General features: G+C 48.6%; 21 protein-coding genes. 11 read left to right on the top strand and 10 right to left on the bottom strand.

Features of this window, described 5'->3' with window-relative positions:
* Positions 1 to 20 precede the first annotated feature (20 nt).
* The 5 genes from MPHASIOC01_RS21850 (at position 21) to MPHASIOC01_RS21830 (ending at position 7261) form a co-directional block, all read left to right on the top strand.
* Entirely contained in the window at positions 21 to 707 is a 687-nt protein-coding gene (locus MPHASIOC01_RS21850; RefSeq protein WP_036104379.1) for a hydrolase, read from the top strand.
* 62 nt (positions 708 to 769) lie between these two features.
* On the top strand, positions 770 to 1012 hold the full coding sequence (locus MPHASIOC01_RS21845) for a DUF1427 family protein (protein ID WP_051691267.1): 243 nt from the start codon (positions 770 to 772) through the stop codon (positions 1010 to 1012).
* A gap of 2 nt (positions 1013 to 1014) precedes the next feature.
* Positions 1015 to 1269, top strand: coding sequence for a XapX domain-containing protein (locus MPHASIOC01_RS21840; protein ID WP_064596515.1), 255 nt, complete (start codon positions 1015 to 1017; stop codon positions 1267 to 1269).
* A 38-nt stretch (positions 1270 to 1307) separates the two neighbouring features.
* Positions 1308 to 1691: a response regulator transcription factor gene (locus MPHASIOC01_RS21835; protein ID WP_064596397.1), complete on the top strand. Its 384-nt coding sequence runs from the start codon at positions 1308 to 1310 to the stop codon at positions 1689 to 1691.
* Positions 1691 to 7261 carry an AAA family ATPase gene (locus tag MPHASIOC01_RS21830; RefSeq protein WP_064596395.1) on the top strand — a complete coding sequence of 1857 codons (5571 nt, stop codon included), beginning with the start codon at positions 1691 to 1693 and terminating at the stop codon, positions 7259 to 7261. Before MPHASIOC01_RS21835 ends, MPHASIOC01_RS21830 begins: the two co-directional genes overlap by 1 nt.
* Here the strand turns inward: MPHASIOC01_RS21830 and MPHASIOC01_RS21825 are convergent.
* The 4 genes from MPHASIOC01_RS21825 to MPHASIOC01_RS21810 form a co-directional block, all read right to left on the bottom strand.
* Entirely contained in the window at positions 7258 to 7878 is a 621-nt protein-coding gene (locus MPHASIOC01_RS21825) for a response regulator transcription factor (RefSeq protein WP_064596393.1), read from the bottom strand. The genes MPHASIOC01_RS21830 and MPHASIOC01_RS21825 overlap by 4 nt on opposite strands.
* A 573-nt stretch (positions 7879 to 8451) precedes the next feature.
* Positions 8452 to 8931 carry a hypothetical protein gene (locus MPHASIOC01_RS21820; protein ID WP_353613298.1) on the bottom strand — a complete coding sequence of 160 codons (480 nt, stop codon included), beginning with the start codon at positions 8929 to 8931 and terminating at the stop codon, positions 8452 to 8454.
* Between the two features lie 437 nt (positions 8932 to 9368).
* Positions 9369 to 9815, bottom strand: a complete 447-nt coding sequence (locus MPHASIOC01_RS21815) for a hypothetical protein (protein WP_353613297.1) — start codon at positions 9813 to 9815, stop codon at positions 9369 to 9371.
* A 191-nt stretch (positions 9816 to 10006) separates the two neighbouring features.
* The gene (locus MPHASIOC01_RS21810) at positions 10007 to 10840 is read right to left on the bottom strand and encodes an oxidoreductase (RefSeq protein ID WP_064596387.1); all 834 of its coding nucleotides are present in this window, start codon (positions 10838 to 10840) and stop codon (positions 10007 to 10009) included.
* Between the two features lie 196 nt (positions 10841 to 11036).
* Between MPHASIOC01_RS21810 and MPHASIOC01_RS21805 the strand changes: the two genes are divergently transcribed.
* From MPHASIOC01_RS21805 to MPHASIOC01_RS21795, 3 genes are all read left to right on the top strand, one after another.
* Positions 11037 to 11945 (top strand): AraC family transcriptional regulator N-terminal domain-containing protein, encoded by a 909-nt coding sequence (locus MPHASIOC01_RS21805; protein ID WP_369935528.1) that lies wholly within the window; start codon positions 11037 to 11039, stop codon positions 11943 to 11945.
* A gap of 134 nt (positions 11946 to 12079) precedes the next feature.
* On the top strand, positions 12080 to 12556 hold the full coding sequence (locus tag MPHASIOC01_RS21800; protein ID WP_064596510.1) for an NUDIX hydrolase: 477 nt from the start codon (positions 12080 to 12082) through the stop codon (positions 12554 to 12556).
* An 85-nt stretch (positions 12557 to 12641) separates the two neighbouring features.
* A complete protein-coding gene (locus MPHASIOC01_RS21795) occupies positions 12642 to 13532 on the top strand; it encodes an oxidoreductase (RefSeq protein ID WP_064596385.1) in 891 nt (296 codons plus the stop codon).
* Positions 13533 to 13631: 99 nt separating this feature from the next.
* Here the strand turns inward: MPHASIOC01_RS21795 and MPHASIOC01_RS21790 are convergent, their stop codons facing one another.
* The gene (locus tag MPHASIOC01_RS21790; RefSeq protein WP_064596383.1) at positions 13632 to 13823 is read right to left on the bottom strand and encodes a YnfU family zinc-binding protein; all 192 of its coding nucleotides are present in this window, start codon (positions 13821 to 13823) and stop codon (positions 13632 to 13634) included.
* A gap of 321 nt (positions 13824 to 14144) precedes the next feature.
* Between MPHASIOC01_RS21790 and cspE the strand changes: the two genes are divergently transcribed.
* Together cspE and MPHASIOC01_RS21780 are read left to right on the top strand one after the other, a co-directional pair.
* Positions 14145 to 14357: a transcription antiterminator/RNA stability regulator CspE gene (cspE, locus tag MPHASIOC01_RS21785; RefSeq protein WP_064596381.1), complete on the top strand. Its 213-nt coding sequence runs from the start codon at positions 14145 to 14147 to the stop codon at positions 14355 to 14357.
* Between the two features lie 19 nt (positions 14358 to 14376).
* Complete coding sequence (locus MPHASIOC01_RS21780) at positions 14377 to 14559, top strand: hypothetical protein (RefSeq protein WP_231889165.1); 183 nt, start codon at positions 14377 to 14379, stop codon at positions 14557 to 14559.
* 283 nt (positions 14560 to 14842) lie between these two features.
* On the opposite strand, the gene MPHASIOC01_RS21775 is transcribed toward MPHASIOC01_RS21780, so the two are convergent.
* The 3 genes from MPHASIOC01_RS21775 to MPHASIOC01_RS21765 form a co-directional block, all read right to left on the bottom strand.
* A complete protein-coding gene (locus MPHASIOC01_RS21775) occupies positions 14843 to 18022 on the bottom strand; it encodes an HD domain-containing phosphohydrolase (RefSeq protein ID WP_353613296.1) in 3180 nt (1059 codons plus the stop codon).
* A 309-nt stretch (positions 18023 to 18331) separates the two neighbouring features.
* Positions 18332 to 18424: a YoaK family small membrane protein gene (locus MPHASIOC01_RS21770; RefSeq protein ID WP_156519022.1), complete on the bottom strand. Its 93-nt coding sequence runs from the start codon at positions 18422 to 18424 to the stop codon at positions 18332 to 18334.
* A 298-nt stretch (positions 18425 to 18722) separates the two neighbouring features.
* Positions 18723 to 20621, bottom strand: coding sequence for a methyl-accepting chemotaxis protein (locus MPHASIOC01_RS21765; RefSeq protein WP_353613295.1), 1899 nt, complete (start codon positions 20619 to 20621; stop codon positions 18723 to 18725).
* Positions 20622 to 21144: 523 nt separating this feature from the next.
* Here MPHASIOC01_RS21765 and MPHASIOC01_RS21760 point away from each other — a divergent pair.
* Entirely contained in the window at positions 21145 to 21780 is a 636-nt protein-coding gene (locus MPHASIOC01_RS21760; RefSeq protein ID WP_353613294.1) for a DsbA family protein, read from the top strand.
* Positions 21781 to 21998: 218 nt separating this feature from the next.
* Here the strand turns inward: MPHASIOC01_RS21760 and MPHASIOC01_RS21755 are convergent, their stop codons facing one another.
* Together MPHASIOC01_RS21755 and MPHASIOC01_RS21750 are read right to left on the bottom strand one after the other, a co-directional pair.
* Positions 21999 to 23465: a carboxylesterase/lipase family protein gene (locus MPHASIOC01_RS21755; protein ID WP_064596507.1), complete on the bottom strand. Its 1467-nt coding sequence runs from the start codon at positions 23463 to 23465 to the stop codon at positions 21999 to 22001.
* Between the two features lie 175 nt (positions 23466 to 23640).
* Positions 23641 to 24996 carry an aryl-sulfate sulfotransferase gene (locus tag MPHASIOC01_RS21750; protein WP_353613293.1) on the bottom strand — a complete coding sequence of 452 codons (1356 nt, stop codon included), beginning with the start codon at positions 24994 to 24996 and terminating at the stop codon, positions 23641 to 23643.
* Positions 24997 to 25402 lie beyond the last annotated feature (406 nt).

The following is a 25402-nucleotide window of genomic DNA, read 5'->3' as shown; positions in this document are numbered from 1 at the left end:
TAACCTCAATGGGTAAACTCATGTCCAACTCTAAGCTTGAAGTCCTCACTCCCAATAACAGCCAGATTATTTTTATTGATCAGCAACCACAGATGGCATTCGGTGTGCAGTCAATCGACCGGCAAGTGCTGAAAAACAATACTGTTGCGCTGGCTAAAGCAGCAAAGGTTTTTAACATCCCGACAACTATCACTACTGTCGAAACAGAGAGCTTCTCTGGCTATACCTATCCTGAACTGCTGGATGTTTTTCCCGGGCTGGACATACTTGAGCGTACTTCCATGAACTCATGGGATGACCAAAAAGTGCGTGATGCACTGGCGGCAAATGGCAAGAAAAAGGTGATTGTTTCAGGTTTATGGACAGAGGTCTGTAATAACACTTTTGCATTGTGCGCAATGCTTGAAGGCGGCTATGAAATCTACATGGTGGCTGATGCTTCTGGTGGTACATCAAAAGAAGCTCACGATTATGCCATGCAGCGCATGATTCAGGCTGGCGTTGTGCCAGTGACCTGGCAGCAGGTTATGCTCGAATGGCAGCGTGACTGGGCTAACCGCGATACCTATGACGCCGTAATGAAAATTGCTAAAGAACATTCTGGCGCTTACGGCATTGGTGTTGACTATGCCTACACCATGGTGCATAAAGCGCCTTCTCGCCAGGTGAGTGAACACCGCACTTTGGCACCTGTTTCAGCACGTTAATTGCCATCTACACATTGCCAGTATTGACCAGCACCCGGTGTGCTGGTCAAGGGAGCATTCCAATGAATCCAATGATGATTTCTCTGGGGGCAGGGGTGGTAGTTGGCCTCTTTTACGCACTACTGCGTGTACGCTCTCCGGCTCCACCTGCTGTTGCGCTGGTGGGGTTATTGGGCATGATTATCGGTAGCCAACTGATTGCCCAGTTACAACCTCATGGTCAGGCAAGCTCACTCTTTTCACATAGCAAGCCGTACACGGTTGCTTATGCACCTGTGTCGGAACATGTTGGTAAGGAGAACTGATGATGCTGAAATCCTATGTTATCTCGCTGATTACAGGAATTCTGGCGGGTCTGTTATACGGTCTTATGCATGTTTCATCACCTGCGCCGCCGATTATTGCGTTATTGGGGTTATTTGGCATGTTAGTAGGGGAACAATTGGTGCCACTGGCGAAACGGCTTATTAACCGCCAGCCCATAACTCTTGCCTGGTTTCGCCACGAATGTGTGGCAAAAATTAGTGGTACGCCACTGCCGGACGAAGAAAAAACGCCCTGAGGAAAATCCTCATTTGTTAGGAACTGCGAGGATTCAGCATGGTGCTGCCACAGCAAATTGTCATCGTTGATGATGAACGCTCAGTCCGTAATGGCCTGAGCAATTTACTGCATTCTGAAGGATATACCACCAACCAGTTCGAGTCGGGCGAAGAATTAATGCGCGATATTATGGCTTTGACTGGCACCGCTCTGTTAATTGTTGATGTCAGGCTGAAAGGCATGAGTGGTTTTGAGCTCTACGCGATACTGAAAAAACATTCTATTCTACTACCAGTGATATTTATTTCTGCGGAACAAGATGACTCAGTACAAAACTATGCTCATTCACTGGGGGCGGTGACCTTTTTGCGTAAGCCGATAGATGTTGACATATTACTGGACATTATCCGCGATGAGCTGTCTCAGGGGAAAGCATATTGATGGGCATTATCTCTATTGAGCAGGATGATAATAAGGAACAGTACATATCATTGCCGGGTGATATCAACCTGATACAACTGGTACAGGAAGGCTGTATTGTGTGGCTGGCGGGGCAAAATGCCACCGGTGAAGCGGTGATTATTGCCATGGGGGCCACTGAAGAGGTAGCGTTTAAGGCAGCTCAATTATTAAAAAATGAACTAACGTTGTCTTCTCACCTTTTGCCTGGCTGGGCAGTGAAACCATCTGGCTATACCCGCCATCTTGGGCGTTATGCCCTGGTCTACCCATACTTTGATTACCACACGCTGGCTGAAGTTATTGGCACACCACCTGCGACAATAACTGAATTTCTGCACCGGGCCATTCAGTTATGTTTACCACTAAGACAACTTCACCATCAGGGGATTGTGCATGGTGATATTAAACCTGCTCACCTGTTCCTGAACCATGATGGTACCTACCGGCTTGGTGGTTTCGGCATGGCAACCGTAACCAATAACACACAACTAAAAAATGATGTGCGGGCTTCAGGAGGCACCCTGGCGTATATGTCGCCAGAGCATACAGGCCGAACATCTTACCCTGTCAGTGATCTGAGTGATCTTTATAGTTTGGGGATTGTTCTCTATGAAATGCTGACGGGTAAATTACCCTTTGGTTCTTTACAGGCCGGGCCGTCTGAGTGGATTCACTACCATCTTGCCACCCCTCCACGGCCCCCGGAATTTGTTCGCCATGATACACCCCCTGTATTGTCAGTGATTATTTTGCGCCTGTTGGCTAAATCACCCACAGATGGATACCAAAGCATTGATGGCTTGCTGGCTGATTTGCGCCGCTGTAAAGCAACGATAACCTCTCAAGGAACGATAGAGTCTTTCACTCCCGGGCTTCAGGAACGTTTTACTGCCAACTATCGCGTCGAAAGTTTATTTACGGAACATGCTCAGGGTAAGTTGTTGATCAAAGCCTTGGATGAGGTTCAGCGTAGCGGATCTCATCAATTGGTCATGATACGTGGAGCCCCTGGTTCAGGAAAGTCCGCCATTATCGCTTCTGCACTGAAAAAACTGCAGCATAAGTCGATTTTGTTAACTGTCGGCAAAGCAGATCCGCATTCTCCACAGGCTCCCTATGCTGTACTGGCTAATCTGATTCGTTCCTTGGTGATGTATCTGCTTGGTTTATCGGCTACCGATGTCTCGGTGTGGCGGGCTCGTTTATTACTGGCTTTGGGTAAAGATGCGGATTTAGCTATCGAGTTGGTTGCGGAATTTCGGCAGATATTAAACATTTCCCCAACGAAGCCGTTATCTGATTCCTTGCCGGATGAACGTGAGCGTTTTATCCATGTAGCATGCTCAATCGTAAAAGTTTTTGCGTCGTCAGGAAAACCGCTGGTAATGTTGATTGACGATGTGCATTGTGCCGACCACGCCAGCTTGCAACTGTTGGAAAACATTGTGCAGCGTTATTCACATTTACCGCTGCTGTTGGTCATTGCGTACCGTGATGCCGACCCTGCGCCTTGCTCTCTTATATCAGAGATGCTGACCAAAATTCGCAGTTCAGCTGCGCGAGTAACCGAAATTACACCAATGCCGCTGAATACCAAAATGGTTGCACGCTGGCTGGCTGCAAGATTACATATTCGCCCTTGCAGTATTAATGAACTGGCTCAGTTGGTTTATGAAAAAACAGCGGGTAACCCACTTTTTGTACAAGTATTTTTTAAGCAGGCCGTCGATGATGGACTTATTTTTTGCACTTATAAGCCACTGAAATGGCATTATGACCGGGCCGCATTATTTGCTTGTGCTTCAACCGATAATGTTGCCAGCATTATTGTGCGCCAATTGGAGCGAATGCCCGAGTCTACTCGCCAGTTGTTAGGACACCTGGCTTGTTTGGGTGGCAAAGGTGAGTTGGGCTTATTAAGCCGGGTGTTAGAAATAAATCAGGATGATATTCAGCAAGGGCTCAGGCCTGCTATTAGTGAGAAATTCATCGCTATTATTGGTGATGAATATACATTTACCCATGCACGGGTGCATAACGCTGCTTTTTTATTGATAAGTGATGAGCTAAAACGACACATTCATCTTAAGTCCGCAAGTGTGTTGTCTGAAGATGCTTTAGAGACAAACAGTAATGAAACCCTGATTAAAGCTGTACATCATATTTCAATGGTGACAGAAGCCAGGTTCAGTACAGAGCAACGGCAAATTTATTTTCATCTAAGCTTCAATGCAGTACAACTTGCCCGCAGAGCGGGCGATTATATTTCAGCTATGCGTTATATCAAAACAGCACGCGCACTGGATACCAGTCGCCTGGCCCCGGCTTTTTTTGCGCTTGGCGTTGAGGAGGCAGAATGCCAGTTTCGGCTGGGAAACCTGGATGCTGCACAATCACTGTGTACGTCACTTCTCAAAGAACCGGGTAGCCTTACTCAAAAATCAGTAGCAGCTTGTCTTTCAGCTGAAATCCATATGCGGCAGTCTGATAATTTCCTTGCACTGGAAACCGCACTGGCCTGGCTAACCGTATTTGGTATTCAGTTTAATCGTCACCCTGATGTAACTGAATGCCATACGGCATGGCTGAACTTACGTTCTCGCCTGGGCGATGTGCCGGAAATGAGCATTGGGGCATTGCCAGTAATGGTTGATCAAGAGCAAGAAGCCATTCTGAACTTGTTGGCCAGCACTATTTATGCGTCTTCTTATGATTGCCCCGAATTACATTTATTGCTGGTGTGTAAAATTCTTGAAATCACACTCGAACACGGTATTACGGGTGCATCGGTATTTGGTTTGTCGTGGTTTAGTGTACTGATTATCGATCGTTACCAGGAATACCATTACGGCTTTAAATGTGGATCGTTAGCTGCCAGGTTGGCAGAACAACATGATTTTTTGCGTTTCAAAGCACGGACACTTTTGCCACTTGATCAGATTGGTATCTGGACACAAAAGCTGGAGTTTTCAATTGATTGTGCGAAAAAAAGCTTTGATGTCTCTGTTGCTCATGGCGACAAGTCCTTTGCCTGTCTTTCATTACGCCACCAGGTGATGAATTATTTGACTCGTGGTGATTATCTTGAATCAATCCAAACAACTATCGAACGTGGTCTGGCTTTCACGCAAAAGTCTTTCTACCCCGATGTTGAAAATGTTTTATTGATGCAAAAGCAACTGGTTGTTTATTTACGAGGGAATCATGAGGGTAACAACTCTAATGGCGAGTGTATTTTCTCTGAATATTTAATCGGGAGTGAACCTGGTCCTGTTTCAGGCCCAAAAGCAATGGTTCTGTTCTGGTCATGGCTTTACCGGGGAATGGCGTATTTTTTTGCCACAGAATACTCTCTTGCATTGTCTTCTTTTTCCAAAGCACACCAACTGGTCAATTCAGTACCCGGATATATCTATCTGCTCGACCTTTATTTTTACAGTGCACTGAGTTTGACCATTCCTCTGCCCTCAGGGGCTGAGTCTTCTGCCATTGTTACTGCGCGGAAATATGCCGTAAAAATAACACAATGGGCACAACTCAACCCGGATTTATTCGCCGATAAAGCGGCTTTACTGGCTGCTGAGTTAGCGCGTATTGAGGGGCGTGAAGGCACTGCGCTCAGGCATTATGACGAGGCGATTAATCTCTCTTCCCGAAACGGTTACGTTCACATCACTGCACTGGCATACGAGTTAGCTGGGTATTGTGCCAAAAGCTGGCAGTTAGATGTTGCTGGTGACGCATATATAAAAGGTGCAGTCAGTAACTGGCGAAATTGGGGAGCACTGAGCAAGGTCTGCCAACTTGAACAGCGCTATTTACATTTGGCTGTGCAAAACCGCAGTAATGCAGGTACAACCATGCAATTCGAGGATGAAGCGATTCGTGATTTAGAAAGTGTCGTCGCTGCTGTGCGTGCGTTAACAGAAGAGATAAACCTTGACCGCCTGATTCAGACTCTTATGCGCATACTGCTGGAAAGGTCGGGGGCACAGCGATGCATGTTAATACGTATCACAGATGGGAATCTTCCCGAGATTGAAGCGCGGGCAGAAGCAAATGTTGATGGTGTAAAAGTGGTAATGGTGAAAGAGCAACCAGAACAAAGCGATTTACCGCTCTCTGTGTTATCTGCCGTGATTCGTACCGGACAGGAAATTCGCACGGGTAAGCCGGAGGAATTTAGCCCGTTCAGCCATGATCCTTACCTGGTTTCTTCTGGCGCGGCAGTTATGTGTGTACCGATGTTCAAACAGGCAAAAATGGTGGGCGTTCTCTACCTGGAAAACCGGCTGATGCCCGATGTATTCACTGCTGAACAGTCACATATTGTAAAAACCCTTAGTGCCCAGGCTGCCGTATCAATCGAAACAGCCCGGTTATATGCAGAGTTGCTGGAAGAGAATATTCACAGGCGGCGAGTAGAGAAACAACTGCGAGACAGCCAGACGTCGCTCATGCTTGGGGAAAAAATAAGCCATACAGGTACCTGGAGCTGGGAAGTCGAACAGGATCAGATGCATGTCTCTGATGAATATGTCCGCATACTTGGCTTGTCTCAGCAAGTAAGCATGTTCTCCATGGCTGATTTTATGACATTTGTTCATCCTGACGATCATAAAGTAATTAATGAGCTGGTTCAGGAAAGTGTTCGTAATGGTGTAAACATGCAGGCTGAGTTTCGTATATTTCGGCTTGACGGAGAATGCCGTTTTATTAAAGGTATTGGTGAACCGGTTGCTAACTGGCCGGAAACCAAAGAGTATTTTGGAACGATTTCCGACATCACGGTTCAACGGAGGGCTGAAGATGCTGCGCGCTTAGCTCATGCTGAACTGGCCAGAGTGTCACGGGCTACAACGGTTGGGCAACTTACGGCTTCAATTGCCCATGAGATCAATCAACCTCTGATGTCTATTGTCTCTCATGCGGGGGCAAGTTTACGCTGGCTGAAAAGAGAGCAAAGCCATATAAACAATGCCTGCTTTAGCCTTGAGGAAATTCTCAATGAAGGGAAACGGGCTGGCGATATTATCCGTGGCCTGCAGTCTTTAACGCGTAAACAGGAGTCGGTCTTCTCCAGAGCCAATTTGCATTCTATTGCCCGTGATATTCTTGCTCTGTCACGCGCCGAAATTGAAAGAAAGTGGATTGCTTTGCAGATAAAGCTGGAGGCCAGTTGTGCTGATATATGGTGCGACTGTATTCAAATTCAGCAAGTACTGCTCAATCTGGTGGTTAATGCTATTGATGCTATGGGTAGCATCACGAACCGGCCGCTGGTACTGACACTTGTAACATCCAATCCTGAACCAGGTATCATTTGCGTCGAAGTGCTGGATACAGGTGAAGGCATGGCAGATGAAGTAAAAGGCCGTATCTTTGAATCATTTTACACTACAAAACAAGAAGGTATGGGAATGGGGTTGGCTATTAGCAGCAGCATCATCAAAAAACACGGTGGTGAATTACACGGGGAAAATCGTTCAGGGGAAGGCAGTATTTTCTGGTTCACTCTGCCTGTATTACCTCCTGACGCTCCGGGTTAACTTCGGCGGGTATTGCGAATATTCAGTCGTTCAGCTGCACGAACCAGGTCAGAAAGGGAGCGAACGTTCATTTTTTCCATTACCCGGCGTTTATGCACTTTTGCAGTGATTTCACTGATCCCCATTTCCGCAGCGATTTGTTTATTCAGCAGACCACTTATTGCCAGAATCATAGCCTCACTTTCTCGCGGTGTTAAAGACTGGTAACGGGTGGTCATTTCATAGTGTTCCTGTGACACCGTAAAGTTACTCACCGCCTGCTGTAACGCTTCGGAAACGACCTCAATCAGTTGGTCAGGGATGACGGGTTTGGTAAGAAACTCGCAAGCGCCGGTTTTCATTGCGCGTACCGTAACTGGAATGGTTCCAAAACCGGTCAGAAAAATTGTTGGGATCGTAACCCCTCTCTCATTGAGTGTCTGAACCACGGTAAAACCATCTGCATCTGGCATATTAATATCCAAAATCAGGCAGCAAGGATCAGAACCTAACGAATGACTAAGAAATTCTTTGGCAGAGGGAAAAGCGATAACCTCATAATCTTCTGCCGTCAGTAGATTGCTGAGAGCAGCTCTTACTGACTTATCATCATCAACGATATAAACCATTTGATTCATACGGATTTCTTCTCAATCTGAATTTCGAGGAACGGCATGATAATGCTCAACATTCAATGTACTACGAGAAGGTAAAGCCCGGCATCGTGTGCAAAAGGGAATTAATTGTGAATATTGTAACAAAAAATACCACAATGATAATCATTATTATTGGTTAATGTTGCAATATGGTGAATGTTTTTCAGACTATTCACAGGTATTTTTATACTTATGACCGTTTTTTTGCGTTAAACACCACCTTGCCAGGCAAAGCCAGCGGAATGGCACATTCCTGCAGGGTATCTGCCAGATGTCCACAGTGGCGTGCCAGTACGGTGAACTCTGTCTGTATCTTCAAATGGTAATGGGGCTACTGGTGGCAATGTTTTTCTATGTATTAACAATAAAGCTAATCATGAAAACCGAGGTGTGTTAAATCCCCGCGCCAGCATATATGTAGCATCCGGATGAAGGTGGTATATATATCAAGAGTTCTGTTGATATTGCGAATACATAAAGCCGCCAGGTAATGAACAGGGCCACTATTACGCAGCCCTGTTTTATCTATTATTTTACCCGTATGAGCAACCGGTGTTATACGCTGCCAGGGGCGTCAATCCACGCTCTGCCAAGCGGCGTGTTGCACCAGCGCGGGGCGCATAACAGGCTGGCGAACTGGCTGACCACATCGTTTAGTAACCCGCGCAGTGGCTGTGTACAACCTGGCGGCAGTGTATGGCATGCCAGCAGTTGCGATAACGCCAGTGCGTAATCACACAGTTGTTCGCTGTCTGGCGCGAAACCGGTGGTGGCTGGCTCCGGGTTTTCTGGTGCCATACTGTCTGTTGTCAGGCTTTCAGCCAAATGTGCGGGAACAGGTTCCAGCAATGTGGGGCGTAACAGGCTGAGGCTGGTATTCAGCCTTTCACACAGTGCAAGGCGTAACAGTGGATCAGTACATTCCAGCAGGGCATCTGCCAGGTGTTCACAGTGGCGTGCCAGCACGGTGAAATCTGTCTGGTCACAAACGGGCAGGGTAAGTAAAGATTGAGTGAAAGCTGGGGTCGTAGCCATAAGGGCATCCTCTTTGGTGGTTATTACCTTTACACCACCGAGAGGTTCCAATCTCTGCTGGTGGTGAGTTGAGCAGGGTTGGAACTACCGGACACCAAAGAACCCGGCGAACCTTTCGGTTCCCCTGCCCAACTCACCATAATGAGGGCGAGCGAGCGCGACACAGAGTAACACGTAAAACGTGACTTGTGCTCTTTGGCAATTCGGGGTTCCAATCCCGGCACCTGATTATGCAGGTGCCGGAAAACAATACCGTTTTTGCTGCTTTCGGGCAAGCAAACGCCTGCGGCCATGCTCGCAAAAACCTCTGAAATTACATGTAATTCAGGCCAGAAGGCCTGACGGTGTTACGGAGATACTGGCAGGCAATAGGTTTGGCCTTTGGCTCCAGCGGGTTGTCGATGGGTTTTGCAGTGTCGCAGGCGGTTATATGCTGGTCAGCATGGTGGGCCGGTAAAAAATAAAACAATAATAAACAGGATCAATACAACGCATGTTAGCGCGGCCCATACCAGAAAGGCGTAAAACACCAGCGTACTGCTGCCAAAAAACAGTGCACCGTTCACGCACCAGGAACTCTCGTTGCACAGCCCGCCAATAAAGGCACACAGCAGTGCAACAGCGGCCAGGCCAATGCCTGTGGTAGTCAGCACCGTATCAATATTGGGCCAGTGTTTTTTGGCGGGGGCGGGTGGCTCTTGCCCTTTCAGGCCAGCAATTAACCCACTTTTAACGGCAGAGACTTTCTCCGCAACCACGCGTTCCAGTGAATGCGCGGGGGAAGTAAATGGCCCTGCGGTGAAATGAAAAATACTGAGTATCAGCGCACAGGCACCCAATAACATACCTGCATAACTCCATTTATTTTCTAAGAATCTATTCATCACATCCCTGTATGGCTGGAAAAAGAGTGGCTCTATCAGCATAGTGCATTCAGGTAATACTCAGGAAAATATACTGTTTTCAGTACCACTGAACAAATGTTCCTGGCAACCGGTCAACACCTTGTGCTGACAGCAAATGAAAAAAGCCTGAGCCGCACAACCGGCATTCAGGCTCCTGGTACTGCCTGGCTTTACCCGTCCGTAGAACGGCTTAATGTTTCCCAGTGGTCAATATCGTGCTGCATTTGTTGGAGCTTCTCCCGCACCAGTTGTACGGCATCACTCCCCAATAGCAGTGAAACCGGCGGCTCAGGGCTGTTAATTAACTGTAACATGGCACTGGCGGCTTTTGCCGGGTCTCCTGGCTGGTGCCCGCTGCGTTTTTCACGCGTTTCCCGTATTGGGTTAAAGCTTGCGTCGTAATCACGGATGGTGCGCGCAGAACGCACCATCGAACGCCCCGCCCAGTCAGTACGAAATGAACCGGGTTGAACCGCAGTCACGAAAATATTAAACGGTTTGAGCTCTTTACTCAGAGTTTCAGAAATACCCTGCAGGGCAAATTTACTGCCACAGTAATAGCTGATGCCCGGCATGGTAATAAAACCGCCCATCGAGGTAATGTTCAGAATACGCCCGGCCCGGCGTGCCCGGAAATAAGGCAAAAATGCTTTAATCATTGCAATGGCGCCAAAGACATTAACGTCAAACTGGTGGCGGGCTTCACTCAACGGTGATTCTTCCATCACGCCTTCATGCCCGTAACCGGCATTATTCACCAGCACATCAACCGCACCGATTTCCTGTTCGATAGTGGCGACAAGTGTGTCAATGGCCGCTACATGGGTTACGTCCAGGATATGCCCAAAACTCTGGCCCGGGGCCAGGGCGTCAAATGCCTGTTTTGCCTGCTCAGTGCGTACTGTTCCCACCACACGGTGCCCGGCTTTGAGTGCTTCTTTGGCTAGTGCCTGCCCAAAGCCGCTACTCACACCGGTAATAAAAAGTAATTTTGCTGAGTTCATGGTTCGCTCCTGGTCAAAAGGGATACACAGGATAGAATTCAGCGCGTCGTAGCGGTATCCCGGTTCCTCTGTAATGTTTGCCTGTTCCTCTGACCTGGCTGGACACGGTCTGGTATTGAATGCGATGCTGAATGCCCGAATTCCACTTTGCCAGAGCTTTGCTATGACCCTGTCTTCTGCACAAGTAAACCGCCAGATGGTGGCGCTGTTAGACCAGTTAACACCGCAGGAAGGCTACAACATCACGCCGTTAGACGATGTGCGGTTTTTACGGTCCAACCGCCCGCTACTGCGTACACCCGTGTTATATGAACCAGGTATCGTGATTGTTGTCCAGGGCAGCAAGCGTGGTTTTCTGGGGCGGGATGTCTATTTATATGACGCCCGGCACTACCTGATGGTGTCCGTGCCGGTGCCTTTTACGATGGAAACCGATGCCAGTGCTGAAGAGCCGATGCTGGCGATTTATATGCGGCTGGACTTCCGCCTTGCGGCAGAGCTGATGCTGGCGCTTGATGGCAGGGGGAAAAGCCCTGCTGCTCCCCCGCGCAGTATGGTGTCCAGCCCGATGGACTCACAACTGAGCGCTTCGGTGCTACGTTTTCTGCAGGTGATGTCTTCCCCGCTGGATGCAGAAATTCTTGGCCCGGCGATGGTGAGAGAAATTTATTACCGCGTATTTACCGGCGCGCAGGGGGAAACGTTGCGTAGTGCGCTGGGCATGCAGGGGCAGTTTGGTAAAGTGGCGAAAGCGTTACGCAAACTCCATGCGGAATATGCGTCGCGTCTGGATGTGGCGGCACTGGCGAAAGAAGCGGGAATGAGCCAGCCAACCTTTCACAGCCATTTTAAGACCGTAACAGATACCTCACCCATGCAGTACCTGAAATCAACCCGGTTGCACCAGGCCAGGCTGCTGATGCTAAGAAACAACCTGACAGCCTCTGCTGCCTGTGCTCAGGTTGGGTATGAAAGCCTGTCGCAATTCAGCCGTGAATTTAAACGCCTGTTCGGCCTGTCTCCCACTCACGAGATTGAGCGGATGAAGCATAATTTTGCACTGCCGGCACCGGCCACACCTTCTGCCTTTGTTTCTTCACATTAACCCGACAGGTTGCGTAAACTGAGTGCCCCCGAATCGCTTACGCTGAGCGGTTTACCCGCGCGCCTTTTCTGAAAAGTGCTGAATGCGGGGTTTCGGGGCTGAACATAACGCTGGTGATTAAGGATATTGCTGTTATGAGAACCCGGCCTTCTGCCCGGTTGTTAATTATCAACCCGGCCCATCAGGTTTTACTGTTTCGTTTTGAGCATCACGATGATGCCCTTGCAGGGCAAGGCTATTGGGCCACACCTGGCGGCGGTGTTGAAGATGGGGAGTCTTTTGCCCAGGCCGCAGTCAGGGAGTTGCGCGAAGAAACTGGCATGATACGGGATACCGTTGGCGAGCCGGTTGCACAAAGCGCTTTCGAAATGCTGTTACCCAGTGGGGAACGTGTTCTGGCAAATGAACGTTTTTTTGTTATTCGGGCAGGTAACAGCGAAATCAGCCATGAAGGCTGGAGCCACCACGAACAGCAAGTCATGAAACAACACCGCTGGTGGAGTATGCAGGCGCTCGCTGGCAGCCAGGAAATAATCTACCCGGCAGATATTATCCAAATCCTGTCTGGTGCCGGTGTGTTCCCGGCGTTGGGTGCCCGGCAGGGGGAGTGAGTGTTTTTGTCATCGTCCCGTGGTATAGATGGTTTTATGTCACTCAGACCACCTGCGTGGTGGCAGATAAACAGGGGAGAAGAGGATGTCAGCTAAACCCAGTATTGCACTTATTGGCCCGGGCGCAATTGGCACCACTGTTGCGGCAGCACTCCATGAAGTGGGGCGCACACCGGTTATTTGTGGGCGTACTGCCCACGCACAACTTACTTTGCGTGCTGATGACGGGCAAATTGTCGTACCTGGCCCGGTGTTAACCAATCCTTCAGAAGTTGAACAGCCTTTCTCGCTGGTGTTTGTTGCGGTGAAAACCACGCAAATGGCTGCAACGGCGCCGTGGTTGTCAGCCCTGTGCGATGAAAACACAGTGGTTTGTGCGCTGCAAAACGGTGTGGAGCAACAAGCCCAGTTTGCGGAATATGTGCCCGGCGTGGCGGTGCTGCCATCGGTTGTGTGGTTTCCGGCTCAGCGTGAGCCTGATTACTCAGTCTGGTTGCGGGCAAAACCACGGCTGACACTGCCGGAAACACCGCATACTGCTGTGGTGTTGGCCGCACTGGAGGGGACGCGTTGCGAAGTGGATGTCGCCGCGGATTTCACCACTATTGCCTGGCGTAAATTGCTGCAAAATGCCGTTGCCGGGTTGATGGTGCTGTCTGGCCGGAGGGCGGGAATGTTCACCCGGCCAGACATCACTGCGCTTGCGCTGGACTATTTGCGAGAGTGTTTGCTGGTGGCGCGCGCCGAAGGCGCACAGCTTAGCGATGAGGTGCCAGCGGAAATCGTTGCGCGTTTCCACCAGGCCCCGGCTGATTTAGGCACCTCTATTCTGGCCGACCGGGTGGCCGGGCAAACCCTCGAATGGGATATCCGCAATGGCGTGATACAGCGTTACGGGCGGGTTCATGGTATCCCCACGCCGATAAGCGACGTGATTGTACCACTTCTGGCAGCTGGCAGCGACGGGCCTGGTTGATGGCTTATATGTAACAACAAGGTTTAATTTTCGCCTGCCTGTATGAATAACAGGCAGGGTTCAGCCGCCAGTTTATGGCAACACATTTACTGCATCGGGTTATTTTTTCAGGGAAAAAACGGCGGGCCTTGCGTGAGTTTCAGGCGGCTGGAAGAGGCCATTACAGAATGGGCAAATAAGCATTTTCTTTTTGTTTACCCGGGATGTACTGTGCTCTGATTTTTTGGCGCATTTGGGGCATTCGATGGCGGTGAGGAAGGATTTTTGAGAGTCTTTCTTAAAATTTTGCATAGAGTTTCTTCTGTGATTAACTGCCTACAGCTTAACGTGTTTGCCCTGTGAGATCCCAGAAGTTTATGCAGATATCTTTTTTGCCTGAGAAACTGTCAATAAAGTGTAAATAAAAAAATAAGCCTTGTTATCCTGGAAGATGTATGCGTTAATCAGCACCGATTTGATACACAGAATCATTATAAGTCGTTCGAAAAGTAGCCCTCATTTCTAAAGTGTATTCCTGCGAGTACCCCTTCTTCTTGAGTCTTCTCTGTAACACGCCGATTGATATCTGTAATTAAATCATTTAAGTAAATGTTTAATTAATAAGGTAAAAACATGTCTAACAAAATTATCGGCACCGTTAAATGGTTCAACGAAACTAAAGGTTTCGGTTTTATCTCTCCTGAAGATGGCAGCAAAGATGTATTCGTACACTTCTCCGCAATTCAGAGCAACAGCTTCCGTACTCTGGCTGAAGGCCAGAAAGTTGAGTTTTCAGTAGAAGATGGCCAGAAAGGCCCGTCTGCTGCAAACGTGGTAGCACTCTAAGGACATCATTCGTCCTGTATTGGGGCATCTCCGTTGCCCACGCTGCCAGGGTTCGCAGTATCGTGTGTCGTCTTTCGATGTTAAGCACTGCAACCCGTTTGGTGCGAAATGCATTTTTTGCAAAGCGGATATGGTGTCTGGCTCAACTGTTTGTTCACTGATCAATAAAGTGAACGTAGCACAGGTCAACATTCACCAATAGCAAAAGCCCGGTTCTGATACCGGGTTTTTTAATGCCTGTTATATTGCGATTTTGCGGCTTCCTGCGCCTTTTTTCTCTTCTGCTACAGCCAGGTTAATGAAGCTATCTCATTACTCTATTCGCGTATTGCGCCTTACTCTGCCTGCGCTCTCTACTCAACACTCCGCAGTAACAGGTTTAGCATCGCTGCATAAACCTGCGTTTAGCAACGCCATGCCAGCTTGTACGCCTGGCGGGAAATTTGAGAACCAGTCCACAAAATAACCCTTTCACCCGCGGTGAATTACGCTTTCAGGTAACGCTGAATATCTACGTCATCTAACTGGCCTGGCTCCAGGTATTGCTCGGCATAGCGCTGATAAATACCGCTGGAGAGTAACAATTCAAACAGGTCTTTATCCAGGTGCTCGTCTTGCACCATCATATGTAAAATATTAATGGCTTCACTCAGTGTTTTGGCTTTTTTGTAAGGCCTGTCTCCGGCAGTCAGTGCTTCAAAGACATCGGCAATAGCCAGGATGCGGGCTTCCAGTGACAGGTTTTCCGCCGTCAGTTTTTTCGGGTAGCCGGTGCCTTTTAATGTTTCATGGTGGCCGCCAGCAATTTCAGGTATCCGCGCCAGCTCTTTAGGAAAAGGTAGGGCTTCCAGCATACGTATTGTGGCGATGATATGTTCGTTAATCCGGTAACGGTCTGCTTCTGTCAGCGTACCTTTCTGAATCGACAGGTTATGGATCTCACCCAGGTTGGCCTGCAGCGCCGGAGGCGTCATCCTCATATCGTTGCTCAGTAAAATGGCCGGGTCTTTTAGCCACGGGAAGAGATGCTCTGGCTTATCGTCCAGTAACTTCTCTTCTGCGGGGAGTGGTTTTTCAGCAATATTAGCCAGGTGTTTTACTTCTTCGGGTGACAGTCCTTCCCGGTCACTAAAGTGGCGTGTCCAGGTTTGCGCGCCAATTTCACGAATACGGGTAATTTTATCGTCACTCATAAATTCTGAACCGATATTACTTTGAGCGATAAACGTAAAGTCATCCGTTAACTGTTGGTGTCGTGCCTGGCGGGCAGCCTGTAATGCCTCTTCTGGTTCACCGGAAGCCTTGCCTTGCCAGTAGAGAATGTCAGCATCACGCCACAGCACCTCGAACCGGGTACGAATTTCATGAATACGGTTAAAGATAGTTTCCAGCTTACTGCCTTTATCAATAATGTACTCTGGCGATGTGACTTTCCCGCAATCATGTAACCAGGCGGCGATTCTGAATTCCCGCCACTGGTCTTCGTTAGCGAAATGAAATTGCCGGAACGCCGGGAGCTGGCTTTTATCGGCGGATTCAGCCAGCATCATTGCGATAACCGGTACCCGCGCACAATGGCCCCCGGTGTAGGGGGATTTTTGGTCAATGGCTTTGGCAATCAACTGAATAAAGGCATCCATCAGCGCCTGCTGGTTGGCGTGATAGGCTTCCAGCGAGAGCGCCATACTGTAAATCGAGTCAGATAAATGGTGCAGTTCATTAATGCGGCTCGGCACCGGGAGCACATCGCGAAACCGCCGCTGGCGAATTTTTTTATTTTCCAGAGAAAGCAGGCGTACCGGAGTGACAATCATGCTTGCGAGGTACAGTATTGCAGGTGCTAACAAAGCAAGGCACAGCAAAGTGATAGCCAGGGACAGGTAGACTTTTTTCATGTAAGGGCCGAGCAGCACGTCTGTTGGCACCATAATACCGAGGTAGTGAGTCTGCCGGGCATTTGATACAACGGGCTGTACAAAAAGTGTATAGCGGCTGCCATCAATAACCACGTCTTGTGATACTGCCGTGTGGGTGTTGTTTGCTTGTGCGGCAAGGCTTACAAAAGCGGGGGAAGGCACAATACCGGCAACCAGAGTGCGCTGTATTGCAGAAGACGGGCTGTCTGTCAGCCAGCGGTTTGCCAGCGTGGTTTTTTCTTCCGGAGTAAGAGACTGAATAGCTTTATTCAGTACATCACGTAATAGCGGTTTATCGGCGCTTACCAACATAGCCAACGCGGAATTGCTGTTGTCGGAAAATAACGGCACCGGGTTATGAATTTTCAGCCCAGGAATACTGTACAGCCCGGCTAAATAACGGGCGACATCCCGGGTTTCCAGGGCGGCATCAGCTTGCCCGTCGGCGACAGCCTGTAAAGCGGCCAGTGAGTCTTCCACGCTCATCAGTTTGATTTGAGGAAAATGAGTGAGTACCTCTTCCGCCAGCGACCAGCCCGCAGGTATAGCCAGCGTCCGGCCCTGTAACCGCGGTAATGTATTGAGCTGGCGGGCATTGACCCGGGTAATTAATGCGGGGGGCGCGGTGTGCCAGGACTGGGTAAACAACCCCCATTTGGTTCGTTGAGGTGTCCGGAAAATAGCTGGCATCACATCCAGCTTGCCCTTTCGGAACATCATGGTGAGGGTGTTCCAGTCAAAACCATTTATATATTCAAGCCGTAACCCGGTTTTGGCCGCCAGCATATTCATCAGATCAATAGCATAGCCCTGTGGCATGCCGCTCCAGGAAAAGTCATAGGGTGCCCAGTCAAGCTCATTAGCAACGCGCACTGTGCCCATTTTTGCTACTGCCTGAGTCTCTTCGGATGTAAGGGATATAGGGCTGGCCTGTTCTGAGGTGTGTTTGGGTTGCAAACTGAGTGACTGAGCTGCGACATTGCCATCATTATCAAAAATAAAAGTCTCACTGTGTTTAAATAAGCGGTTTTTTTGCAAAAAGACCGACAATGTATCCAGTGAAATATCGACAGCCAGAACATTCTGGCTGGTGCCAATACGCCGGGCAAACGTCACCCCGGAAGATTGCGTGGTATGAAATACATAAGGCTCAGTTTTTATTGTGGCATTACTTGCCATGGCATTGAGATACCAGGGCCGGGTATTTGCGACATACTGGCTGGTGCTTTGTGTCTGGTGGGTGAGTGTGAAAGCATCGTTATAAAAACGGGATTGTTGCTGCCCGCCAGCAGGCGTATTGCGGATATTGACTATCAGCCAGCGATCCTCCGCCGTCGCCCCTAATACATTACGTAAGTTCTTATTGCTATTGAGATTAATTAATTCATACAAATCGCCATTACCATAGCCGATATAAATGGCATACACCTGCGGGTGCTGGCGTATTGCCTGAGCCATGGCAGGAGTGATGGGGAGCAGGGGCTGGGATGTGTCTTGTTTTTCCAGACCTGGAAATTGCGCAAACAGTGTGGTCAGGCCGCTGGTTTCGCTGTCCAGTGAATGTATTTTATCACTGACATTCAGTGCAGTATGGGTAAATAAAGTCCGGGCGGCATCCTTGGCAAAAGACTGTGCGAAATAAAACTGCATTGCCAGGGCAACAGCAATAATTAACAGCGATAACGCAACAAAAATAGTGACAACTGTTAGCTTCATGCTGAATTTGGCATGACGAAGTTTTTCAAGCATAGTCCGTAGCCTTCTTGCGCATTGTTTTTGTTTTATCCATTCTCATTTAGTGCACCCAGCCCTGCAGACAACATGGCTGATACACCAATGACATTGGCTAGTTAATTTTGCTGGGGGGAACGCACTACTATAACTGGCAGTTTATTACCAGTTCACTATTTAACTGTAGATGAGTTCGGCGTGGATACCATCACACATCTGGGTGATGTCGCAAAAAAAAAGCCTTGTGACTCAGCAGGTAGTCGTTGGCAACAGGGAAAAGCAGAAGGGGATAACCCTGCCTCGCTGAGCAGGGCTCTGGTGATCTGTTTATGAGGTGGCGTAACCGCTTGCCACAAACCAGGTAATAAAAATGACAGCGACGAAAAAAATAGCAATCGGGAAGAGTATCCCAATTTTCATACCGATATCTCCCGCAAATGAAGTCAGTGTGGTTACAGCCATTTATTGTTAAATGGTCATAACATTCTACCAGAATAAATTACGTTATACCGACCATGTTCTCATGGATTAACACAAAGAGATGCTGGTAATCTCAATTTCTTGATTAGAAAAGTGAAGTCACCTCTGGCCTTTATCGCTGCGAGCAAAAGCACAGCAACAGGCAATGCGGAATATGATTTTCAATGTAAGATAGCCCCAGAAGAGGCTATCTTATCAATCTGAGGCCGACGGTGCAGGGTCGGCGCTATTTTGTCTGTCAGAGCTTGAAGCTGCCAATGACATTCTCGAGTTGTAAGGTTTGTTGTTCCATGGACTGCGCGGCGGCCGCCACCTCTTCGACCAGCGCAGCGTTCTGCTGTGTTACGCTATCGAGCTGGTTGACGGCGATGTTGATCTGGGCAATTCCGCGACTTTGTTCATCGCTGGAAGAACTGATTTCTGAGATCAGCACACCGACGCTTTCAACTTTCTCCATCAGGCCGTCCATTGTTGTCCCTGCCTGACGAACCAGCCCGCTACCCTGCTCAATGCTGCTCACCGATTCTTCAATCAGTTTTTTGATCTCCTGAGCTGAGCGGGCACTGCGCTGCGCCAGTGAACGAACTTCACCAGCCACCACAGCGAACCCACGCCCGTGCTCACCCGCCCTGGCCGCTTCCACTGCTGCATTAAGCGCCAGGATGTTGGTTTGGAAGGCGATGCCGTCAATCACACTGATGATTTCCACCACTTTAGAGGAGGACTCATTAATGTTATTCATTGTAGAGACGACTTTGTTAACTACACTGGCCCCTTGTTTCGCGGTCGCTGAAGCCTCTTCCGCCAGCTTGTTCGCCTGCAATGCGTTCTCTGCGTTAAGGCGCACGGTGCTGGTCAGTTCTTCCATGGACGCTGCCGTTTCCACAATTGATGCCGATTGATCTTCGGTGCGTGAGGAAAGGTTCAGGTTACCGCTGGCAATCTGGCGCGAAGCCGAAGATATCGCCATTGAGCTATTCCCTACCTGTTGCATCAGCTCATTCAGGAACGAAATAAACTTATTGAAATTGTTGATAATAGCGTTAAATTCCGGGCTCTTACTTTGTGCAAGACGTTGCGTTAAATCTGCCCCGCCGCTGGATAGCGTTTCAATATTACGATTGAGCAACGTCACATTATGGAAAATATTACGCACAATAAACATCATAATAAAGACAATAAGTATTCCGATAATCGCCTGTACAATGGTGAGTTTGGTCATAATAGCATTAGACATACTTACCAGGTGGCTGCTCGGAATATCAACCGCCATGAACCACGGGCTGCCGCTGATGGGCAGAACGAACAGTGAATGTGCGCCGTCTGTACCTTCATAGCTTCCGCGCATTTCTGTTGTTTTACCCTGGCTTAACAGGCTGGCTAACGGTGCCGCAGCCGGAATGCCGAGATCACGGACGTTTGAGAGTGCTGGTTTATCCTGTACGGAAGAGCCGTTACCAACTATTTTGCCGTCTGCTTCAACAATTAGTACGCTACCGTTTACCGCTTTGCCCATTTCGACAGCCAATTGGTTAAAGAAGCCCAGTGTCACGTCGATGGTCGCCACGCCCCAGACTTTACCGTCTTTCCAGATAGCCATGGCACAGTTAGTTCGCGGCTGTGGGCTGGCCGCATCCTGATAGGCTTTCGCCCACGCACATTCGCCTTTTGGCGCATTCATGCCGTCTTTATACCAGGGTTGTTCCCAGTATTTTGCCGATTCCGGCTGGTTCCATACGGTGTTGACCTGCAGATTACCGCTTGCGTCACGGGCATAGAAGGTGCTGAATTTTTCCCGGGCCGGATCACGCTGACCAGGCAAAGGCCAAATCCCACCACCGAATACGTTTAAATCGCCATATTGGTTAACCAGAAGCGGTAAAAATTCGTCGATTTGCTGACTTTGCAGCCCGGCAACCAGTTCAGTGATTGAGCGTTGCTGAGCCTTAACGCGGTTCATCTGCTCTTTAATCGCGTTACTTTGTAATTTAACCGTCGCCTGAATATTTTCAGTCTCAGTTTCAATGATTTGTGGAGCAACAAATTGCTTGATAACAATATAGGTAACTATCAATAAAATAACGAAAAAGCTTATAAGTAATAGGCCTATTCGACCCTGGGTATTTTTCCATATCATTATTGCAGCACTCGGTTTGGTTGTCTTATGTGTAATAACGACATTTATTAGCAATTCTTTAATTTAAGTTGGCTGTGGCTTCATCTAAAGTGCATTCAATAATGGCAAAATAACGGTTTATAAAAAAACGCTCTGTTGTTCATATTTTTTAATTTGCTGTGCCTTATTTCTATAAAAGATAATATTGCCGCAATGCGTTATTTCCCATGGATGCAATTACTTTGCTGATATCACTATGATTTTCATCAATATGCATACATTCTGATGAAACCGCGCAGGACGGACAATGGCATACTCGTTCGTACCCTTATTAATTCGGCAAGGTGTGGACACTCTGGAACGGAAAACCATGTTGCAGTGAGGTGCTGTTAAGGAGACTGTGCATGAATGCGTTCCTGACTGGTCATTGCCCAAAATTCTGGTTCGTCGCAGTTCTTTTTCCCTGAAAAATTCAAAAAAGCTCTGACTTTCTGCAGAGTAATATTAAAGTGTCCTTAACTAAACCAACATTCGGTTCAGACTTATGACAAAGACGCTTTATTACCTTTTTGACCCTTTATGTGGCTGGTGCTATGGTGCCACGCCCGCAGTCACTTACCTGCGCAATACGACAAATGTCGTGGTTCAACCCTTGCCTGCGGGGTTGTTCTCAGGTGACGGTGCCCGCACAATGGATGACGATTTTGCGGTATACGCCTGGAGTAATGACCAACGTATCCAGTCAATTACAGGCCAGCCTTTCACCGAAAAATATCAGGCAAAGGTTCTGGCCAACCGTCAGCAAAAGTTTGACAGTGGCAATGCCACTGCCGCACTTACCGCCGTGGCACTTACTGAACCGGAGCGTGAACTGGAAGCCCTTTCAGCAATTCAGAAAGCGCGTTATGTGGATGGTCTAGATGTAACCTCGCAAGGGACGTTGGTCGGTATACTGAATGTGTTGAAGCTTGAGGAGGCTGCCAGTCTCTTTATTTCGTCAAGTGAGATATTGCATGCTCATATCCAGGACCGGGCAAGCCATGCTCAGAGGCTAATGCAGGCGTTCGGTGTTCGTGGCGTACCTGCCTTTTTTGCTGAAACTGGGGGTGAAATTCGGTTGATCCAGACCTCCGCAGTCTACCAGGATCACCAGGCCCTTGCCCGACAGTTAACCGACTGAGCGTGTACCGTTCCTGAGGGAACCGGAGTGTTATGGGTATCCGCATATGGACTGCGGATACCCAGACATCACAAGGGCGTATGCGTGATTAAAAGACTTGATATGAAATGAAAACGCATCCTCCTGAGCACGTAATTCCTGGGCACAATCCGGTGCCGTTATCTGCTGAGGTGCCTTTCACAAACCCACTGTCAATATCATTTACTGGCGCATTATTTTTAGAACCGGAACTTTTCCCACAGAGACGCGATTTGTGGATCCATGCTGGTCGCCACGCTACTGGTTGTGTTGAACATCATCGTTTGTTTATCTTTATCTGAATATTGCGGCCACCCCGGATTGCCATATTTAGCAAACGAGACCCAGGCGTTATTGATACTTTCAGACAAGGACACCGGCGGATTTACCCCGACAAAGTTTTCTGCCTCTTTTGTATGAATCGTCCCGAACGTAAAGGGGACGTCTACAAAATGCGCAGCCCCCAGGCGGCCATGGTAAGCGGGTGACCGCCAGGAAAAGTTATAAAACCATGTGTTCTGGTTTTTGCTCATAATATTGGCTATTTTCAGTGCAGGCATTCTGAATGTGTAGTCCGACATTATCTGAGCGTAAATGTCACCCGGACTCTGCGCATTAATACTGTTTTTTGCATAGGCCTGAAGAGTTCCTGAGGGGAGACCCATTTGATGTATGACAGTGCTCACATCCTTTTCCGTGAACTTTTGCAGACCGCCGCCGGGGACCAAATATAATCTGGACTCACTGTCGGTGCTGCCTACGATAACCGGAACGCGGTTACTGTCACTATTAGCCAGGTCTTCTATTGGGCTCCTGACGATGATTTTATTGTCGGCAACTGGCAAAAATGCAGTACCTCCCAGGGAAAGCTTTCCCCACCGGGCAGGATCTTTGATTTGATTTCCAACTTTTAACACATTCTGAACCAGCGCCTCAAAAGGCACCCTGGCTACAGCTTCGGGGTCGGCAGAAATCCCCAGATTCCGGGAAAATTGTTCGGTTATTCGTGTTGCATCGGCAGGGCTAATCCACTGCACTGGAGGGCTCTGCAAAATGGCCTGCTGATAAAGCCCTTTGGTCTCTGGGTTTCCTAAATGTATGGCAACACTACCCGCACCGGCGGATTGTCCGAAGAGTGTCACTCTGCCAGGATCCCCTCCGAAGTTCGCGATATTTCGCTGCACCCATTTAAGTGCAGCAATCTGGTCAGCTATACCACGGTTGTCAGGACGATGGGCGAAATGCATAAATCCATCTACACCCACTCTGTAGTTAACCGTGACTATCATCACGCCTTTTTTAGCAAACACGCTTCCGTCATACACAGGCTCAGTCGCATCTTCCCTGATCCAGGCCCCTCCAGGGATCCAGACCATAACCGGTATTTTCCCTTTGATATCATCAGGGCGCCATATATTGAGGGTTAAGTCGCCAGCCCGCCCAACTAATGGTTGCGCGGAGGTCCTTCCCGGTTGTGGCACTGGCGAGTCAGACACAGTTTTTTTTATACCTTGCCAGGGCTGCATGGGCTGGGGATTCTGAAACCGTCGTGCAGCGGTAAAAGGATTAGCCGCATATGGGATCCCTTTATAAACACTGATACCGTCATCAGTGCGATATCCCTGAACTTTGCCCGACTCAGTAGTGACAACAGGGGCCGGTTCCATGGCAAAAGAAAATGAACTAACAACAAGCAATGCACTTCCCAGTAAAGTTTTCATTCGTATTCCTGTAGAGTTTGTTGCGCTAATACTTTGATTATACCCAATGTTTGTAATGTTTTTCACATCGGGGTTGCATACAAAACGCACCTGCCACATATCTTCCTGGAGGCAGAACAGGCTAGCGCGGAATCCAGTTCAGAGGTACGGCCTGAGCGCGATAGGTGAGATTACTTTCTACCGGATGGCCTGTGGTGCCCCCCGGCCCGATGCCGGTGAATGGGACAATATATTCCCAGACTATCTTCCCTGTAGGAGTTACCTGGAAGAAGCGCCCATCGATCCCTTCGTCAATCAGAGTATTTCCATTAGGGAGGCGTTGTGCTCCACTGACGAATGGACTAAAGAATGTAGAATCGGGATTACCGCTCATACTGGCAGTGTACTGCCAGACAATTTCCCTGGTCGCAGGGTCTATCTCCAGAATACGTGATCCTCCCAGCAGGGCTCGTGGAGCAATAGGGTAACCGGCTTCACCCTGGTCGTCGAAAACAAGGATATTCCCCGCACCAGGCAATCCCTCAGGAATCATATGAGCGTTATGCTGACCACTCATCTGGTTGACGGGATGAGGAAGTTTACCCGTTTCGGCAGGCGTCAAATGAGGATAATTTGGTCCAATCCTCCAGACAATACGGCCAGTCTTGCGGTCTATAATGGCAATGAAATTGGCGTTACGTGAACTGAAAATGATGTTCTCAGCTGCAAAACGTTTGTCTCCTGCCATTTCCCAACGATTTGGACCAAGAGCAGCCATAGCATTCATATGCAGATAGTCAGGACCGTTAGTTGCTGTGACTAGCTTCATTTCCTCTGGAGTGAAGCCAAATTCGTCCAAATGGTCAGTTGCTGACCATTGCCATACGACCTTACCAGAAGGGGTTATCTCATAAATCACGTCATCAACAATTTTGCCGATTTTAAAACGCGGATCCTCTCGCATCCTGTCGGAAAGGATGAGCATGTTGCCGTTGGAGAGTAATTCCCAGTCGTGATGTTGTAGTGCTGCCCCGACAGAATCAATGCCACTCCACTGCCAGATAACGTTTCCATTCCAGTCAAGAAGGCCAAATGTCTTGTTGATCTTTGCAGTCTTGCGCCCGGGCACGAGTCCGATTCCTGCCAGATTTGGCATCCGGGACGCATCCACCATATCAAGAGTCATGCCAGCGACGCCCTTACGCCCACCAACAAGAGAGGGATCGACTATTCGCGCAGGTTCACCTTTGTGCTCCCACTGTTTGACAACCAGGCCGTTGATATCAATCAAATAAGTTTTGCCGGATGTGCTGAACATGACATCACAGACATAGGTCGCTGACTTATCGTGGATAGTTACGCCTGTTGGAAAGACGGTTGGCATTGAGAAAGCACTACGGGAATGCACAAGTGCGGCAACAGTGACTGCAGCTCCAAGGCCAAGGAATCCCCGACGGCTAAGGCCGGCTTGATGATATGTCGATGTGGTTTTGCTCATATTTTTCCGTCACTTAGTTTGTAGTACAGAAAGCAATACTTACTCTAAATAGCTGTGCAGAATAGTCTGTTACGTAAAGGGAACTTGTTTACGCTGCAAGGTTAGTGTGTTTCAGGGCCGCACCCACATTGTGTATCGCGACTCGCTTAACATTCGGTTAAAAAGGAAAAAGGGGCGCTATAGATGATGTGCTTGAAAAAATATCACGACGCAGCCGGTTTTTTATGAAGATTCTGTGGAAGTTCACCTTAATTCTGGTTGCGGATCCATTCCTGTGCCTGACGAAATTTCGGGCCTGCCACAATGCCCTGTGCCGCAGTCAGCCGCCTGAGATCATGAGTGAAGGAGATCATGTGCCCCGAGAATTGACAGAAAAAGACCTGCTGGGTAATGGTTTCACCGTCAG

Source organism: Mangrovibacter phragmitis, from assembly GCF_040429585.1.
Lineage (GTDB): Bacteria > Pseudomonadota > Gammaproteobacteria > Enterobacterales > Enterobacteriaceae > Mangrovibacter > Mangrovibacter phragmitis.
Note: the sequence above shows the minus strand (reverse complement) of the source record. Positions and strands in the feature narration are given on the sequence as shown.

Excerpts from the sequence above, each read along its gene's own strand:
- MPHASIOC01_RS21850 (WP_036104379.1), top strand. The coding sequence starts at position 21 with ATGTCCAACTCTAAGCTTGAAGTCCTCACTCCCAATAACAGCCAGATT.
- MPHASIOC01_RS21845 (WP_051691267.1), top strand. The coding sequence starts at position 770 with ATGAATCCAATGATGATTTCTCTGGGGGCAGGGGTGGTAGTTGGCCTC.
- MPHASIOC01_RS21840 (WP_064596515.1), top strand. The coding sequence starts at position 1,015 with ATGCTGAAATCCTATGTTATCTCGCTGATTACAGGAATTCTGGCGGGT.
- MPHASIOC01_RS21835 (WP_064596397.1), top strand. The coding sequence starts at position 1,308 with ATGGTGCTGCCACAGCAAATTGTCATCGTTGATGATGAACGCTCAGTC.
- MPHASIOC01_RS21830 (WP_064596395.1), top strand. The coding sequence starts at position 1,691 with ATGGGCATTATCTCTATTGAGCAGGATGATAATAAGGAACAGTACATA.
- MPHASIOC01_RS21825 (WP_064596393.1), bottom strand. The coding sequence starts at position 7,878 with ATGAATCAAATGGTTTATATCGTTGATGATGATAAGTCAGTAAGAGCT.
- MPHASIOC01_RS21820 (WP_353613298.1), bottom strand. The coding sequence starts at position 8,931 with ATGGCTACGACCCCAGCTTTCACTCAATCTTTACTTACCCTGCCCGTT.
- MPHASIOC01_RS21815 (WP_353613297.1), bottom strand. The coding sequence starts at position 9,815 with ATGAATAGATTCTTAGAAAATAAATGGAGTTATGCAGGTATGTTATTG.
- MPHASIOC01_RS21810 (WP_064596387.1), bottom strand. The coding sequence starts at position 10,840 with ATGAACTCAGCAAAATTACTTTTTATTACCGGTGTGAGTAGCGGCTTT.
- MPHASIOC01_RS21805 (WP_369935528.1), top strand. The coding sequence starts at position 11,037 with ATGGTGGCGCTGTTAGACCAGTTAACACCGCAGGAAGGCTACAACATC.
- MPHASIOC01_RS21800 (WP_064596510.1), top strand. The coding sequence starts at position 12,080 with ATGAGAACCCGGCCTTCTGCCCGGTTGTTAATTATCAACCCGGCCCAT.
- MPHASIOC01_RS21795 (WP_064596385.1), top strand. The coding sequence starts at position 12,642 with ATGTCAGCTAAACCCAGTATTGCACTTATTGGCCCGGGCGCAATTGGC.
- MPHASIOC01_RS21790 (WP_064596383.1), bottom strand. The coding sequence starts at position 13,823 with ATGCAAAATTTTAAGAAAGACTCTCAAAAATCCTTCCTCACCGCCATC.
- cspE (WP_064596381.1), top strand. The coding sequence starts at position 14,145 with ATGTCTAACAAAATTATCGGCACCGTTAAATGGTTCAACGAAACTAAA.
- MPHASIOC01_RS21775 (WP_353613296.1), bottom strand. The coding sequence starts at position 18,022 with ATGCTTGAAAAACTTCGTCATGCCAAATTCAGCATGAAGCTAACAGTT.
- MPHASIOC01_RS21770 (WP_156519022.1), bottom strand. The coding sequence starts at position 18,424 with ATGAAAATTGGGATACTCTTCCCGATTGCTATTTTTTTCGTCGCTGTC.
- MPHASIOC01_RS21765 (WP_353613295.1), bottom strand. The coding sequence starts at position 20,621 with ATGATATGGAAAAATACCCAGGGTCGAATAGGCCTATTACTTATAAGC.
- MPHASIOC01_RS21760 (WP_353613294.1), top strand. The coding sequence starts at position 21,145 with ATGACAAAGACGCTTTATTACCTTTTTGACCCTTTATGTGGCTGGTGC.
- MPHASIOC01_RS21755 (WP_064596507.1), bottom strand. The coding sequence starts at position 23,465 with ATGGAACCGGCCCCTGTTGTCACTACTGAGTCGGGCAAAGTTCAGGGA.
- MPHASIOC01_RS21750 (WP_353613293.1), bottom strand. The coding sequence starts at position 24,996 with ATGAGCAAAACCACATCGACATATCATCAAGCCGGCCTTAGCCGTCGG.